The following is a 14701-nucleotide window of genomic DNA, read 5'->3' on the forward strand; positions in this document are numbered from 1 at the left end:
TCGGCCCCGCGCGAGGGGGCTCAGCCCGCCGACGCGCTCGCGGACGCCGAGTCGGTCGGGGTGGCCGGGGCCGACGGGGAGGCGGCCGAGTTGGACGGGCTCGGGGAGCCCGACGCGCCCTTGGTCGGCGTGGCACCGGCGCCGGGGGCGGTCGTGGGGATCGTGCTCGGACCCCACTTGGTGAAGTAGCTCTCGGCCGGGACGACGAAACCACGCAGGCTCACGTCACCGGTCTTGCTGAAGGTGAAGGTGATCTTCCGGACGCTGCCGTCCTGGACGGCCTCCCGCCCGCTGGGCAGCACGGCGCTGGCGTTGCCCTGGCCGCCGATCACCACGGAACCGTGCGCCGGGACGACGAGCTTGCCGTTGCCCTTGGCCGGCCTGACCTGGGCGGTCTGGTTGACGTTCGGGAGGGTGATGGCGTCCACGGTCTGCGCGGTGGTGCCGTTGTTGAAGAGGGTCGCCGAGATCACGGCGGGACCGGTGGCCTGCGGATCGGGCTGGGTGATGATCAGTGCGTTCTGGATCTTGATGTCGCCGACCTTTACGGCCGCGTTGTCCGGCTTGACCTGCAGGGTCTGGGCATCGGATCCGGCGCCGCACGCGGCGAGCGAGGCGATCGAGAACGCGATGGCGGCGGCGGCGAGGGCGCCGCGTCGAAGGCTGCTGCTCACGGCGGCGGCAACTCCTTGACTCGAACGTGGCGGCCTATAAAGCCGCCCTAAGTATGTGTCAGCGGCCATAGGTTACCGAGCCGTTCCCGCGCCGCCGCACCCGACCCTCCCTCAACGTGCGGGCTTCCCTCGGCAGGGGGGTGGCGGGGGCGCTCGTCCGCCATTCACATAAGCGCCCGAGTCATAGTCCGAGCCATGGCTAGCAAATCTTCGGTGAAGGAATGCGGGCCCTTCCCGGAATTGATCACGGAGGCCACAACCGGACCCGTGGCCGACGCCCGGTGATCAATTCCGGAATCGAAGCGGAAGTGACACCCGGCACCGAACGGAGTAGCGGAAGTCGCACATCTGGAACCGGACATTTGAGGATGTTCGTCCCCTCGTGAGGGCCTCCAGATGCGTGTAACGTACGGGTTTCACCTCCCCCGCAGAGCCCCTCCGACCTGCGAATACCTCCCTCCGTTCGGCCCGCGCAGCACGTTCCTGTTGCTGTTGTCAAGCCCCGAGATATGCCCTGACCTGCGAAAACGCCATTCAGAACCCGCCGTTTCCGTGTTACCCTGGATAGCCACGGAAGGGGTACCTGTCACATGACGTTCAAGGTTGGCGACACCGTGGTCTATCCCCATCACGGGGCCGCGCTGATCGAGGCCATCGAAACTCGCCAGATCAAAGGCGTGGACAAGACCTACTTGGTGCTGAAGGTCGCCCAGGGTGACCTGACGGTACGTGTGCCAGCGGACAATGCGGAGTTCGTCGGCGTGCGTGATGTGGTCGGTCAGGACGGGCTGGACCGGGTCTTCGAGGTGCTGCGCGCGCCGTACGCCGAGGAGCCCACGAACTGGTCGCGTCGTTACAAGGCAAACCTGGAGAAGCTTGCCTCGGGTGATGTCATCAAGGTCGCGGAAGTCGTGCGTGACCTGTGGCGTCGCGAGCGCGAGCGCGGACTCTCCGCCGGTGAGAAGCGGATGCTCGCCAAGGCCCGACAGATCCTGGTGAGCGAGCTCGCCCTCGCGGAGAACACCAACGAGGACAAGGCCGAGGCCCTGCTCGACGAGGTCCTCGCGTCCTGAACCACTGACGCAGGCGCAAGCCCGCTTCAGCACTCAGTACATCGAAATGCCGCGGTGCCCGATGACGTATTTCCGTCGCCGGGCGCTGCGGCATGTTCGTACCCAGGCGCGCCGTGCCGGTACGTCCTCTCGGGGTGGGCCCCCGATACTTGGTGTGCCGGGCCCGGGCAGCTGGCTCGACCAGGGTCACGGAAGGGTCCGGTCAAGGCGTCGCGCCCGGCACTTCCCAGGCCATACCCAACCAGGCCGAGCACACAAACCTGACAGGAACCGATGTCTGACGATTCGCGTCCTTCGCCCACGGAACCGCGTACCGCGGCGGTGATCCCGGCCGCCGGCCGAGGCGTACGCCTCGGCCCGGGCGCCCCCAAGGCGCTCCGCGCGCTGGGCGGCACCCCCATGCTCGTCCACGCGGTGCGCGCGATGGCCGCCTCCCGCGCGGTCTCCCTGGTCGTCGTCGTGGCCCCGCCCGACGGCGCCGCCGAGGTCAAGTCGCTCCTCGACGCCCACGCGCTGCCGGAGCGGACGGACTTCCTGGTGGTCCCCGGCGGCGACTCCCGCCAGGAGTCCGTGCGGTTCGGCCTCGACGCCCTGCCCCCCGACTACGACATCGTGCTGGTCCACGACGCCGCGCGCCCCCTGGTGCCGGTCGACACGGTGGACGCGGTGATCGAAGCGGTACGGGCGGGCGCACCGGCCGTCGTACCCGCGCTGCCCCTCGCCGACACGGTGAAGGAGGTCGGGCCGGCCGAGCCGGGCGAGCCCGAGCCGGTGGTGGCCACCCCGTCGCGGGCCCGCCTGCGTTCCGTACAGACCCCGCAGGGCTTCGACCGGGCCACGCTGGTCCGGGCCCACGAGGAGGTCACCGAGGACGTCACCGACGACGCGAGCATGGTCGAGCGGCTCGGCCTGAGCGTCGTGGTCGTCCCCGGCCACGAGGAGGCCTTCAAGGTCACCCGCCCGCTGGACCTGGTCCTCGCGGAGGCGGTCCTGGCCCGCAGGAGGCTCAACGATGGCTTCTGAGCCGTACCCGCTGCCCCAGGTCGGCATCGGCACCGACATCCACGCCTTCGAGGAGGGCCGCGAGCTGTGGTGCGCCGGCCTGAAGTGGGAGGGCGAGGGGCCGGGGCTGGCGGGCCACTCCGACGCGGACGTCGTCGCGCACGCCGCCTGCAACGCGCTGTTCTCCGCCGCCGGACTCGGTGACCTGGGGCAGCACTTCGGCACCGGGCGCCCCGAGTGGTCCGGCGCCTCCGGCGTCACCCTGCTGACGGAGGCCGCCCGGATCGTGCGCGAGGCCGGCTTCCGGATCGGGAACGTCGCCGTGCAGGTCGTCGGAGCGCGGCCGAAGATCGGCAAGCGCCGCGACGAGGCGCAGAAGCTGCTGTCCGAGGCGGCCGGGGCGCCGGTGTCCGTCTCGGGAGCCACGACCGACGGCCTCGGATTCCCGGGCCGCGACGAAGGCCTGATGGCCATCGCCACGGCGCTGGTGGTGCGCGTCGGCTGACGGAGGCCGGGGGCACCAGGTCGCCGCCCGGTGTCCGGGTCGCGCAGGTGCCCCCGGGCCGGTCGTACCGGCCCGGACCGACCGCCCGTGTCACGAATGCGTGAGGCCTGAACGGAAGGTCGCGAGGCACTGCCCGGCGCCCACTACCCTGGAGTCGTGACTATTCGCCTGTACGACACCAGCGCCCGGCAGATCCGTGACTTCACCCCGCTCACGCCGGGCTGCGTCTCGATCTACCTGTGTGGCGCCACCGTGCAGGCGGCCCCCCACATCGGGCACATCCGGTCGGGGCTCAACTTCGACATCATGCGCCGCTGGTTCGAGTACCGCGGCTACGACGTGACGTTCATCAGGAACGTCACCGACATCGACGACAAGATCATCTCCAAGGCGGAGCAGCAGAACCGCCCCTGGTGGTCCATCGGTTACGAGAACGAGCGGGCCTTCACCGACGGCTACACCGTGCTCGGCTGCCTGCCGCCCACCTACGAGCCCCGGGCGACCGGCCATGTCACCGAGATGGTCGAGATGATGCGCGCCCTGATCGAGCGCGGGCACGCCTACGAGGCGGACGGCAGCGTCTACTTCGACGTGCGCTCCTGGCCCTCCTACCTGGAGCTGTCCCGGCAGGACCTGGACGAGATGCGGCAGCCCGCCGAGGACGGCATCACCGGCAAGCGGGACCCGCGGGACTTCGCGATGTGGAAGGCGGCCAAGCCGGGCGAGCCCGACTGGGAGACGCCGTGGGGCCGCGGGCGTCCGGGCTGGCATCTTGAGTGCTCGGCGATGGCGCACAAGTACCTCGGCACCGCCTTCGACATCCACGGCGGCGGCCTGGACCTGATCTTCCCGCACCACGAGAACGAGATCGCCCAGGCCAAGGCGTTCGGCGACGACTTCGCGCAGTACTGGGTGCACAACGCCTGGGTGACCATGAGCGGCGAGAAGATGTCCAAGTCGCTCGGCAACTCGGTCCTCGTGAGCGAGATGGTCAAGCACTGGCGGCCGATCGTGCTGCGCTACTACCTCGGCACCCCGCACTACCGCTCCACCATCGAGTACAGCGAGGACGCCCTGCGCGAGGCCGAGTCGGCGTTCGCGCGGATCGAGGGCTTCATCCAGCGGGTCGTGGAGAAGGCGGGGGGAGCCGTCGAGCCGTCGGCCGACGTGCCGCCCGCCTTCGCCGAGGCCATGGACGACGACCTGGGCGTACCGCAGGCGCTCGCGGTGGTGCACACCACGGTCCGGCAGGGCAACTCCGCGCTGGCGGCCGACGACAAGGAGGCGGCCGTCGCCCGGCTCGCCGAGGTGCGCGCCATGCTCGGCGTCCTCGGTCTGGACCCGCTCGACCCGCACTGGGCGGGCGAGGCCGACCGGGGCGAGGACCTGCACGGCGTCGTCGACACGCTGGTCCGGATGGTCCTCGACCAGCGCGAGTCCGCCCGCGCCCGCAAGGACTGGGCCACCGCGGACGCGATCCGCGACCAGCTCAACCAGTCCGGGCTCGTCATCGAGGACAGCGCGCAGGGCACCCGCTGGACCCTCGGGCCCCGCTGACACCGCCCCCCGATCCGAAGATCGATTGTGCCGCCCGGCCCTCCGGGCGGCACACTGCATAGACGTACGCACACACTTCCGTAGAGAACAGGTAGGTCATGGCCACCAACAACCGCCGCATGTCCGGCAAGAAGGGCGCGCAGGTCGGCAGCGGCGGCCAGCGGCGCAAGGGCCTGGAGGGCAAGGGCCCCACCCCGCCCGCCGAGATGCGCAAGGGCCACAAGAAGAACCGCGTCGCCAACGCCAAGGCCAAGCAGGCGGTACGGCGTCCCGCGCCCCGCGGCCGCGGCGGCAAGTCCTCCTCCGAGCTGGTCGTCGGCCGCAACCCGGTGGTCGAGGCGCTGCGCGAGGGCGTGCCGGCCTCCACCCTCTACGTCCAGCAGTTCATCGACAACGACGAGCGTGTGCGCGAGGCCCTCCAGCTCGCCGCCGAGCGCGGCGGGATCAACCTCATGGAGGCCCCCCGCCCCGAGCTCGACCGGATGACCAACGGCCTCAACCACCAGGGCCTGGTCCTGCAGGTCCCGCCGTACGAGTACGCCCACCCCGAGGACCTCGCGAACGCCGCCTACGACGACGGTGAGGACCCCCTGATCGTCGCGCTCGACGGTGTGACCGACCCGCGCAACCTCGGCGCGGTGGTCCGGTCCGTCTCCGCCTTCGGCGGCCACGGCGTCGTCGTACCCGAGCGGCGTGCGGCCGGTATGACCGCCGGTGCCTGGAAGACGTCCGCCGGCACCGCGGCCCGTACGCCCGTCGCCCGCGCCACGAACCTCACCCGTGCCCTGGAGTCGTACAAGAAGGCGGGCATCGTGGTCGTCGGCCTCGCCGCCGACGGCGAGCACGAGATCGGCGAGCTGGAGGCCCTTCAGGGGCCGGTCGTGATCGTGGTCGGCAGCGAGGGCAAGGGACTGTCCCGGCTGGTCGGAGAGACGTGCGACTTCCGCGTGCGGATCCCGATGCCGGGCGGCGCCGAGTCGCTCAACGCCGGTGTGGCGGCGGGGATCGTGCTCTACGAGGCGGCGCGCCGACGCGGCTGAACACCCGTGCCCATCCTCACCCGTACGGGTCAAACTGGGCGTCCGGGACAAGCTTGACGGGGTCCGGACACATCCGGCGAGTCAAAGCAGTGTCCTAAACACACGTCACTCGGTTAGATGAGTGTGGACACCAGAACACCCCGCACACCCACGGGGGACCGCTCGTCGGGATTCGATTCCGGGTTCGACGACGCTCCCGCGCTGAGCATGGTGAAGGTGCCGAGCGATCCGGCGCAGGTCATCGTCAATCACGCCAGTTTCCGCGTGCAGCTCGGCGCGTCGACGCGCGCCCAAAACTCGCGGATCGCACGGCACTTGACCACCACGGACGAAACCGCCCGGATCGCCGCCGTGGGCGCCGCGGCCGGGGCGGGGGCGAGTGCCGGCGGCCGCCGGCGGGCCGTCGTCTGGAGCGGCCGGTCCGCGCCCGACGACACCGGGGCCCACCGCCTGCTGCAGGCGGTGCGCGGCAGCGTCCGGCACGGCGAGGACCCGTCCGCCGACGCCGGAGCCACCCAGGTCATCCCGCGCGTCGAGGTCGCCGGCGGCACCTACGACCAGATCTACGACGAGCTGGACGCGACCGTCGAACCCCCCTTCGTCGGCCACCAGCGCACCCACGACGACACCGGCGGCACCCGCCTGCTGCCCGAAATGCGTCCGGTCGGCAGCGTCTACGACGAGGAACACGCTTACGGCGAGCGGGACTTCGAGGACTTCGACGAGGCGGACGGGCAGTACGGCGACGACCGCCGGGGCAGGCGCCACGGCGACGACCCGGCGCGGCACGCCTACTACCCCGGTCGCCGCATGAACCTCGGCGTCGTCCTGCTGCCTCTGCGCATCTTCCTCGGCTTCATCTCCATCTACGCCGGCATGGGCAAGCTCTGCGACCCCGTCTACTTCGACGGCGGCAAGCGCGGCTCCATGGTCAAGTGGCTCAACACCCTGCATCCCTGGGAAGTCGCCGAGCCGCTGCGCCAGTTCGCGCTGCACCACCCCGTCGGCTCGGGCCTCGTGATCGCCTTCGCGCAGGTCCTCGTCGGCGTCCTCACGGTCCTGGGCTGCTGGCAGCGAGTGGCCGCCGTCTTCGGCGCCCTGCTCTCCGCCGCGCTCATCGTCACCGTCAGCTGGAAGACCGTCCCCGTCTACGACGCCCCCGACATCATCTACCTCGCCGCCTGGTCCCCGCTGATCATCGCCGGCGCCCCCGTCTACTCCGTGGACGGCCGTCTCGCGGGCGGTGCCTGGCGCCGCCTCGGCCCCCGCGCCGACATCTGGGAGCTGCGCCTCTACGTGCTGCGCCGGGGCGCCCTGCTCACGGCCGTCGTCACGGGCCTCACCCTGCTCACCGGGTCCCTGCTCGGCGGCGCGGTCCGCGACGCCGACCGCGTGGTCGTCCCCCGGCCCGGCGAGGCCCCGCGCAACGAACTGCCGGGCTCCCCGCTTCCGCAGGAGCCGGGCCGCCGGCACTCGCACTCCCCGTCGGCGTCCCACGCGCCCACCCGTGGCGCCACCGCCGGTACGTCGCCCTCCTCCGGTGCGGCGACCACCCCGGGCGCGACCCGCGACGCCACCACCGGTGCCCCGAGTCAGACCCAGGGCACCGCGGGCCAGGCCCCGCCGCAGCAGTCCTCCCCGACCGGAGGCGCTCCCAGCACCACCTCCGGCCCCACCTCGGGCGGTTCCGGCTCGCCGGGCGGCTCCGGCTCCGGAGGCACCTCCTCCGGCAAGCCGGGCCTGGTGGGCGGTCTGTTGGGGTAACCGAGCCGGTGGGCGGCATCCTGGGCGAGCCCACCGGCTGAGACGTACGGCCCATGCGACGAGAGGGCCCCGCACTTGTGCGGGGCCCTTCTGGTGCGCCGACGGCGTCACCGTCCTGCTCACCACCCAGTACCTGGAGGAGGCCGACGAACTCGCCGTCCACACCCCCGTCGGTCGGTGTCTGCCGTGAGGGCGAAGAAGACGTCGTCGAGGTCGGCCGACCTGGATCGCGGTCGGGATGGGCCTGTCCGGCCCGGACGCCGAGGCGGCCGGCAACAACGCGACGCAGCTGATCTTCCTGCCGCTGATCTCCAGCACCTTCGTGCCGGTCCACGCGATGCCGGGCTGGTTCCGGCCGATCGCCGAGTACCAGCCCTTCACGCGGGCGATCGAGGCCCTGCGCGGGCTGCTGCTCGACACGCCGATCGGCCCCAACGGATGGCTGGCCGTGGCCTGGTGTGTGGGGCCGGCCGTGCTCGGCCGGCTGTGGTCCGGATCGCTGTTCGACCGCGCCTCGAAGTGAGGCACGGGAAGCGGGGGCCGGCGGCCCTGGGGCTCAGCGTCCCAGGGCCGCCAGTTCCTTCGCTGCCTCGGTCAGGTCCTTCGCCGTGTCGATGGCACGCCAGTAGGCGCCCTGGGGGATCGGGAAGCCGGCCAGCCGCCGCTCGCGGGCCAGCCGGGGGAAGGTCGTCCGCTCGTGGTCCCCGCGCTCCGGGAGCAGTCCGGCGAACTCCGGTGAGAACACGTACACACCCGCGTTGATCTCGAAGGTCGACGGCGGTGCCTCGATGAAGTCGGTGATGTGGCCGAACCCGTCGGTCTTCACCGCGCCCCACGGAATCCGCGGCCGGGCCAGCGCCAGCGTGGCGACGGCGTCCCGCTCCGTGTGGAAGTCGGCCATGTCCCGCAGGGAGAAACGGGTCCAGATGTCGCCGTTGGTGGCGTACCAGGGCCGGTCGGGGTGGGGCAGATGGGCGGCCGCGTACTTCAGGCCGCCGCCGCGTCCGAGTGGCTCCGTCTCCACGACCGTCGTGACGCGCACCGGCAGGTCGGTGGACTTCAGCCAGTCCTGCATGACCTCGGCGAGATGACCACAGCTGATGACGACGTCCGTCACCCCCTCCTCGGCCAGCCAGACGAGCTGGTGGCCGATGATCGGCGTCCCCGTACCGGGGATCTCGACCATCGGCTTGGGCCGGTCGTCGGTGTAGGGGCGCAGCCGGGAACCCTGGCCTCCGGCCAGGACGACGGCTTGTACGGGGCGGGACGCGGCGGTCGGATGGGTCATGGACGGAACTGTACGGCGCCTCCCGCGCGCCGCCCGATCCGGCAGCCCATCCTTAATCTGCCGTTACCCTCCTCCGAACCGAACCGAAGGAGGGTCGGTCGCGTCAGCCCTGCGCGGCGACGACGCCCGAGGCGAAGGACGTGTCGCAGACCGGGCGGGCGTACGACTGCGCCCGCGTCGGCCCGTACACGCGTGCCGCGGCGCGGCCCAGGGCGCGGGCGATGGAGACGCAGTGCCCGGCGAGCGAGGGGCGCTCGGCCACGGCCCGCTGGAGGTGGGTGAGGACCACGCCCGGGTCCTTGTCCTGCAGTTCGGTCAGCAGCCGGTCGCGCAGCACGTCCTGCGGGGCACGGTGGACCGCCGTGACGCCGCCCTTGGCGTCGTCGATCGCGTCGGATGCGGTGAGCACCGAGTTGGACGGGCTGCCCGTCCAGTTGACCCGGGTGACCGCCAGGGTCCCGGACAGCACCAGAAGGACGGGCAGGACGAGGGCGAGCGTGCGGCCGACCCGGCGGGCGGGGCCCTGGCCGCGTCGCGTCTGTTGGTTAGTGGAGTGCTTCACGCGAGTGAGGGTAGCGCCCGGTAATGATTTGGCGACATTTAGTCACCGAGATGGGGGATGAAGTGGTGGCGCTTTTTGGGTACGGGGTTGACGTGCGGCGCCCGAAATGACCGGTCTGCCGGGGTATTTGTCGACAACGAAAAGGGCCCCGCAGCAGGTCGCGGGGCCCTCTTCGTCAACCTGGGGGATTTCACCCCGGTCGGTGGTTTCGTACCGGCGTCTGCTGACGTCAGTCGGTCAGGCGCTCGCCCGTGGAGGTCGAGAACACGTGGGTCTCGCCCGGACGCGGGACCACGTGCAGCGTGGAGCCCTTCTCCGGCACCCGGCGGCCCTCGACACGGACGACGAGGTCCTTGGTGGTGCCGCCGACCTCGGCGGTGCCGTAGACGTAGCCGTCGGCGCCGAGCTCCTCGACGACGTTCACGGAGACCGCGAGACCGGCCGGGGCGTCGGCGGTGTCCTTGGTGAGGGACGCGGCGGCGCCGCCGCCCTCCTCGACGATGTCGAAGTGCTCGGGACGGACACCCACGGTGACCGTCTTGTCGCCCTTGTCGGAGGCGGCCTTCAGGGCGTCACGGTTGACCGGGACGACGCTGTTGCCGAACTTCACACCGCCGTCGGTGATCGGCACCTCGACCAGGTTCATGGCGGGGGAGCCGATGAAGCCGGCGACGAAGAGGTTGGCCGGGCGGTCGTACATGTTGCGCGGGGAGTCGACCTGCTGGAGCAGACCGTCCTTGAGGACGGCCACGCGGTCGCCCATCGTCATGGCCTCGACCTGGTCGTGGGTGACGTAGACGGTGGTGATGCCGAGACGGCGCTGCAGCGAGGCGATCTGCGTACGGGTGGACACACGGAGCTTGGCGTCGAGGTTCGACAGCGGCTCGTCCATGAGGAAGACCTGCGGCTCACGCACGATGGCGCGGCCCATGGCGACACGCTGGCGCTGACCGCCGGAGAGCGCCTTCGGCTTGCGGTCCAGGTACTCGGTGAGGTCGAGGATCTTCGCGGCCTCCTCGACCTTCTTGCGGATCTCCGCCTTGTTGACGCCGGCGATCTTCAGGGCGAAGCCCATGTTGTCGGCGACGGTCATGTGCGGGTACAGCGCGTAGTTCTGGAACACCATGGCGATGTCCCGGTCCTTCGGCGGCAGGTGGGTGACGTCGCGGTCACCGATGCGGATGGCGCCGGCGTTCACGTCCTCGAGCCCCGCGAGCATCCGGAGCGAGGTGGACTTGCCGCAGCCGGACGGGCCGACGAGGACGAGGAACTCGCCGTCACCGACCTCGATCTCCAGACCGTCGACGGCGGGCTTCTCGGTGCCCGGGTAGATCCGGGTCGCCTTGTCGAACGTAACAGTGGCCATGGTGAATGGGCCCCCTTCTACCGGCAGGAACGTGCCGGACGATCCGTTGTAGGAAGGTGGTGGTGTAGTCCACGAGGGTGAACTGGCACAGGACGGTACCTGGCGTTCAGCCGTATGTCAGTACCTGTCGGCATGTGAACTTCGCGGAAATTTTCGACAGGGGGCGCCTGGGACCTGGGTACACTGCCACGGGCGCGTACGGGACGTACGCCCACAGGCCTCCTTAGCTCAGCTGGCCAGAGCAACGCACTTGTAATGCGTAGGTCGTCGGTTCGAATCCGACAGGGGGCTCCGAGAAGTCCAGGCCGGGTCTACTCCGGCCTGGGCTTTCGTGTTGTGCGGCCCAGGGCCGTCAGGGGCTGGTCCGTCAGGCGGTACGTCGTCCACTCGTCCTGGGGGCGGGCGCCTAGGGAGTCGTAGAAGGCGATGGTCGGGGCGTTCCAGTTCAGGACGGCCCACTCCAGGCGCTGGTAGCCGCGCTCGACGCAGATGGCGGCCAGTTCGGCGAGCAGGGCCTTGCCGTGGCCGGCGCCGCGGGCGGTGGGGCGGACGTAGAGGTCCTCCAGGTAGATGCCGTGGACTCCGCGCCAGGTGGAGAAGGTGAGGAACCACAGGGCGAAGCCGACGGGCTCGCCCGTGGTGTCGTCGACGGCGATGTGGGCGTGGACGGCGGGCCGGTCACCGAAGAGCGCCTCGTGCAGCTGTTCCTCGGTGGCCCTGGCCTCGTGGAGCAACTTCTCGTAGTCGGCCAGTTCACGGACCAGGGCATGGACGACGGGGACGTCGGCTGGCGTCGCGGTACGGATCATGCCGGTGAGGCTAGTCGTGGTGGGCGCGCAGGCGTCGGGCTGTTTCCAGTTGGCGGGGGTCGAGGGGGCGGTCGTCCTCGATGTCCCAGAGGGCGTTCTGCAGGAGGCGGCCCAGGGTCCAGGCCCGGGCGCGGGTGCGGTCCAGGGCGAGTACGTCGGTCATGGCGTCGAAGCGCCAGCGGATCTCGTCCGCCTCGAAGCGGTTGTGGAGGGCGGGCCAGAGTTCGAAGCCGGGGTCGCCGGCCAGCGGCTTGGGGTCGATGGCCAGCCAGGGGGCACGGTCGGAGGCGAGGACGTTCTCGTCGTGCAGGTCCCAGTGCAGGAGGCGGTCGCCGGGTTCGTCGGCGACTTCCCGTACGGCGGCGGCGCAGTCGGCGATCAGGCGGCGGGCCTCGGCGTCCGGGACGTGCTCCAGGGCCCGGGGCGTCTGCTCCAGCATGGCCCGCGTGATGTCGCCGAGGCGGCGCAGGCCGGGCGGGGCGGGCAGCGCGGTCAGGTGGGCGAGCAGCCGGGCGATGACCAGGACGGCTTCTCGGGTGCCGGGGAGGGCGGAGAGCATGCGGCCCGCGTCGAGGCGCTCCAGGAGCATGGTGCCGGTGGCCGGGTCGTGGTCGAGGAGGCGTACGGCCCCGTCGCCGTCCCACGCCCGCAGCGCGACCGGCTCGCCCTCGCTCTCCTCGTCGAGCAGCTGGAGCTTGAGCACGGCGCGCGTGCCGTCCGACGGCAGCACCGGCAGGACCAGGGCGCTGACCCCGTGCATGGGGTCCCCGTCCGGACGCAGGGCCCAGCGTTGGAGGAACTCCTGGGTCAGTCCTGGCAGGCCCGCGATGAACGCCCGCCCCGCCTCGCCGTTGAACCTCTGCTGCGCGGCCGCCAGTCCGCCCGGGATGTCGATCACCTTCGTGACGATAGTTGCGTGCGTGAATCGCCTCATGCGAATTTTCCGGGGTTTCGGCGATCACGCACGGGCCTACGTCCGCAGTGCCCCCGGCACGTACGTGTGGCTGGCGATCCTGTTCGTCACCACGGTCGCGCTGCACCACATGTCCCCGCAGTTCGAGGAGCAGTTCCTGCGGCAGCGGTCCACGAACATCCACGAGCTGTCGAACGACCCGGTGCGGGTGCTGGTGCAGAGCGCGATGTGGATCGACAGCGGCCACTGGCTGCCGTACGCCGTCCTCTACACCGTCTTCCACGCGCAGGCCGAGCGCTGGCTGGGCACGGTCCGCTGGCTGGTCGTGTGCGTGGCCGCGCATGTGCTGGCGACGCTGATCAGCGAGCTGGCGCTGCTGAAGGCGATCCGGGACGGGATGGCGCCGCACTCGGCGGTCAACACGCTCGACATCGGGGTGAGTTACGCCCTGGCGGGGGTCGTCGCCGTGCTGGTCTACCGGATCGCGCCGCCCTGGCGGTACCTGTATCTGGCGGTCGTGCTCGTCGTCTACGGGGTGCCGCTGCTGTCCACTCCCACCTTCACCGACCTGGGGCACTTCGTGTCCGTGGTGATCGGACTGGCGTGTTATCCGCTGGTCAGGGGGCGTGGAAAAGCATGGAATCCGAAGGAGACAGTGGCCGCTTCGAGGGGTTAGCGTCCCGGCCATGAGCAGCTTGGCGAGCAGTGGCGTCGTGAACGGTGGCATCTCCTTCTGGTACGCCGACGACGGCTTCCCCGTGGTGCGGGAGCCGCTCGTCGGGGACGCGACGGCGGACGTGGTGATCGTCGGGGGCGGGTTCACGGGGCTGTGGACCGCCTACTACCTGAAGAAGGCGGTGCCCTTCCTGCGGATCACCGTCCTGGAGCAGAAGTTCTGCGGGTACGGCGCCTCGGGGCGCAACGGCGGCTGGCTGTACAACGGGATCGCCGGGCGGGACCGGTACGCGAAGCTGCACGGCCACGAGGCCGCCGTACGGCTGCAGAAGGCCATGAACGACACCGTGGACGAGGTCGTCCGGGTGGCTGCGGAGGAGGGGATCGAGGCCGGCGTCCACAAGGGCGGGGTGCTCGAAGTGGCCACCACGGCTGCGCAGTTGGCCCGGCTGAAGGCGTTCCACGAGCACGAGGCGTCGTACGGGGAGAAGGACCGTGAGCTGTACGGCGCCCGGGAGACGGCCGAGCGGATCCGGGTCGCCGGCGCCGTCGGCTCCAGCTGGACCCCGCATGGCGCGCGGCTGCATCCGGTGAAGCTGGTCAAGGGGCTCGCGGCCGTCGTCGAGGCCCTCGGGGTGAGTATCTTCGAGTCGACGCCGGTGACGGAGATCCGGCCCAAGCACGCCGTCACCCCGTACGGCACGGTCCGCGCGCCGTACGTACTGCGCTGCACGGAGGGGTTCACCGCCGCTCTGAAGGGGCAGCGGCGCACCTGGCTGCCCATGAACTCATCCATGATCGCCACCGAGCCGCTCACCGACGGGCAGTGGGAGTCGGTGGGCTGGGCGGGCCGCGAGGCGCTGGGCGACATGGCGCACGCGTACATGTACGCGCAGCGCACCGCCGACGGGCGGATCGCGCTCGGCGGGCGCGGGGTGCCCTACCGGTTCGGGTCGCGGACCGACAACGACGGGCGGACGCAGGAGGCGACGGTCGAGGCGCTGCGCGAGATCCTCGTGCGGTTCTTCCCGTCGCTGGCCGGGGTGCGGATCGAGCACGCCTGGTCGGGGGTGCTCGGGGTGCCGCGGGACTGGTGCGCGACGGTGACGCTGGACCGCTCGACGGGCCTCGGCTGGGCCGGGGGTTACGTCGGTTCGGGCGTGGCCACCACCAACCTCGCCGCGCGCACCCTGCGCGACCTGGTGCAGCTGGACTCCGGGCAGGGGCAGAAGACGGAGCTGACCGAACTGCCCTGGGTCGGGCACAAGGTGCGCAAGTGGGAGCCGGAACCGCTGCGTTGGCTGGGCGTGCAGGGCATGTACGCCACCTATCGGGCGGCGGACGAGCGGGAACGGACGCGCCACGGCGTGCAGTCGTCGAGACTGGCGAGGTTCGCGGACCGGGTGGCCGGCCGGAACTGACGATCTTGGCCGGATTTCTTTACCGGCTGATTGCGTTCACAGGAAGCTCTCA

General features: G+C 70.9%; 14 protein-coding genes, 1 tRNA gene and 1 pseudogene. 10 read left to right on the forward strand and 6 right to left on the reverse strand.

The window, feature by feature from the left end; translation table 11 throughout:
- Positions 1-20 precede the first annotated feature (20 nt).
- Positions 21-674 carry a DUF461 domain-containing protein gene (locus ACQF4J_RS25080; protein WP_351560607.1) on the reverse strand — a complete coding sequence of 218 codons (654 nt, stop codon included), beginning with the start codon at positions 672-674 and terminating at the stop codon, positions 21-23.
- A gap of 590 nt (positions 675-1264) precedes the next feature.
- Here ACQF4J_RS25080 and ACQF4J_RS25085 point away from each other — a divergent pair.
- The 7 genes and pseudogenes from ACQF4J_RS25085 to ACQF4J_RS25115 form a co-directional block, all read left to right on the forward strand.
- Positions 1265-1747, forward strand: a complete 483-nt coding sequence (locus ACQF4J_RS25085) for a CarD family transcriptional regulator (protein ID WP_003953493.1) — start codon at positions 1265-1267, stop codon at positions 1745-1747.
- Between the two features lie 273 nt (positions 1748-2020).
- The gene (ispD, locus tag ACQF4J_RS25090) at positions 2021-2770 is read left to right on the forward strand and encodes a 2-C-methyl-D-erythritol 4-phosphate cytidylyltransferase (protein ID WP_351560610.1); all 750 of its coding nucleotides are present in this window, start codon (positions 2021-2023) and stop codon (positions 2768-2770) included.
- Positions 2760-3254: a 2-C-methyl-D-erythritol 2,4-cyclodiphosphate synthase gene (gene ispF, locus ACQF4J_RS25095; protein WP_351560612.1), complete on the forward strand. Its 495-nt coding sequence runs from the start codon at positions 2760-2762 to the stop codon at positions 3252-3254. Before ispD ends, ispF begins: the two co-directional genes overlap by 11 nt.
- 156 nt (positions 3255-3410) lie before the next feature.
- The gene (gene cysS, locus ACQF4J_RS25100; protein WP_351560614.1) at positions 3411-4811 is read left to right on the forward strand and encodes a cysteine--tRNA ligase; all 1401 of its coding nucleotides are present in this window, start codon (positions 3411-3413) and stop codon (positions 4809-4811) included.
- Positions 4812-4909: 98 nt separating this feature from the next.
- On the forward strand, positions 4910-5851 hold the full coding sequence (gene rlmB, locus ACQF4J_RS25105) for a 23S rRNA (guanosine(2251)-2'-O)-methyltransferase RlmB (RefSeq protein ID WP_351560616.1): 942 nt from the start codon (positions 4910-4912) through the stop codon (positions 5849-5851).
- A gap of 117 nt (positions 5852-5968) precedes the next feature.
- Positions 5969-7615 carry a DoxX family membrane protein gene (locus ACQF4J_RS25110; RefSeq protein WP_427166834.1) on the forward strand — a complete coding sequence of 549 codons (1647 nt, stop codon included), beginning with the start codon at positions 5969-5971 and terminating at the stop codon, positions 7613-7615.
- Positions 7616-7835: 220 nt separating this feature from the next.
- Positions 7836-8138: pseudogene (locus tag ACQF4J_RS25115) on the forward strand (ABC transporter permease); the annotation flags it as partial.
- A gap of 33 nt (positions 8139-8171) precedes the next feature.
- Here the strand turns inward: ACQF4J_RS25115 and ACQF4J_RS25120 are convergent.
- The 3 genes from ACQF4J_RS25120 to ACQF4J_RS25130 all read right to left on the reverse strand — a co-directional run bounded on the left by ACQF4J_RS25120 (position 8172) and on the right by ACQF4J_RS25130 (position 10831).
- Entirely contained in the window at positions 8172-8903 is a 732-nt protein-coding gene (locus ACQF4J_RS25120) for a nucleotidyltransferase family protein (protein ID WP_351560620.1), read from the reverse strand.
- A 103-nt stretch (positions 8904-9006) separates the two neighbouring features.
- Positions 9007-9465, reverse strand: a complete 459-nt coding sequence (locus tag ACQF4J_RS25125; RefSeq protein WP_427166835.1) for a hypothetical protein — start codon at positions 9463-9465, stop codon at positions 9007-9009.
- Positions 9466-9694: 229 nt separating this feature from the next.
- Complete coding sequence (locus ACQF4J_RS25130) at positions 9695-10831, reverse strand: ABC transporter ATP-binding protein (RefSeq protein WP_427166836.1); 1137 nt, start codon at positions 10829-10831, stop codon at positions 9695-9697.
- A 217-nt stretch (positions 10832-11048) separates the two neighbouring features.
- Between ACQF4J_RS25130 and ACQF4J_RS25135 the strand changes: the two genes are divergently transcribed.
- Positions 11049-11122: transfer RNA gene (locus ACQF4J_RS25135), tRNA-Thr, on the forward strand.
- 20 nt (positions 11123-11142) lie between these two features.
- Here ACQF4J_RS25135 and ACQF4J_RS25140 read toward each other — a convergent pair.
- Complete coding sequence (locus ACQF4J_RS25140) at positions 11143-11640, reverse strand: GNAT family N-acetyltransferase (RefSeq protein WP_351560626.1); 498 nt, start codon at positions 11638-11640, stop codon at positions 11143-11145.
- Between the two features lie 10 nt (positions 11641-11650).
- Positions 11651-12574, reverse strand: a complete 924-nt coding sequence (locus tag ACQF4J_RS25145) for an aminoglycoside phosphotransferase family protein (protein ID WP_427166837.1) — start codon at positions 12572-12574, stop codon at positions 11651-11653.
- On the opposite strand from ACQF4J_RS25145, the gene ACQF4J_RS25150 reads away from it, so the two are divergent.
- Entirely contained in the window at positions 12573-13229 is a 657-nt protein-coding gene (locus ACQF4J_RS25150) for a rhomboid-like protein (protein ID WP_351560630.1), read from the forward strand. The two genes, ACQF4J_RS25145 and ACQF4J_RS25150, sit on opposite strands and share 2 nt — an antisense overlap.
- Before the next feature lie 10 nt (positions 13230-13239).
- The gene (locus ACQF4J_RS25155) at positions 13240-14649 is read left to right on the forward strand and encodes an NAD(P)/FAD-dependent oxidoreductase (RefSeq protein WP_351560632.1); all 1410 of its coding nucleotides are present in this window, start codon (positions 13240-13242) and stop codon (positions 14647-14649) included.
- Positions 14650-14701: the final 52 nt, after the last annotated feature.

Source organism: Streptomyces sp. C1-1, from assembly GCF_050214755.1.
Lineage (GTDB): Bacteria > Actinomycetota > Actinomycetes > Streptomycetales > Streptomycetaceae > Streptomyces.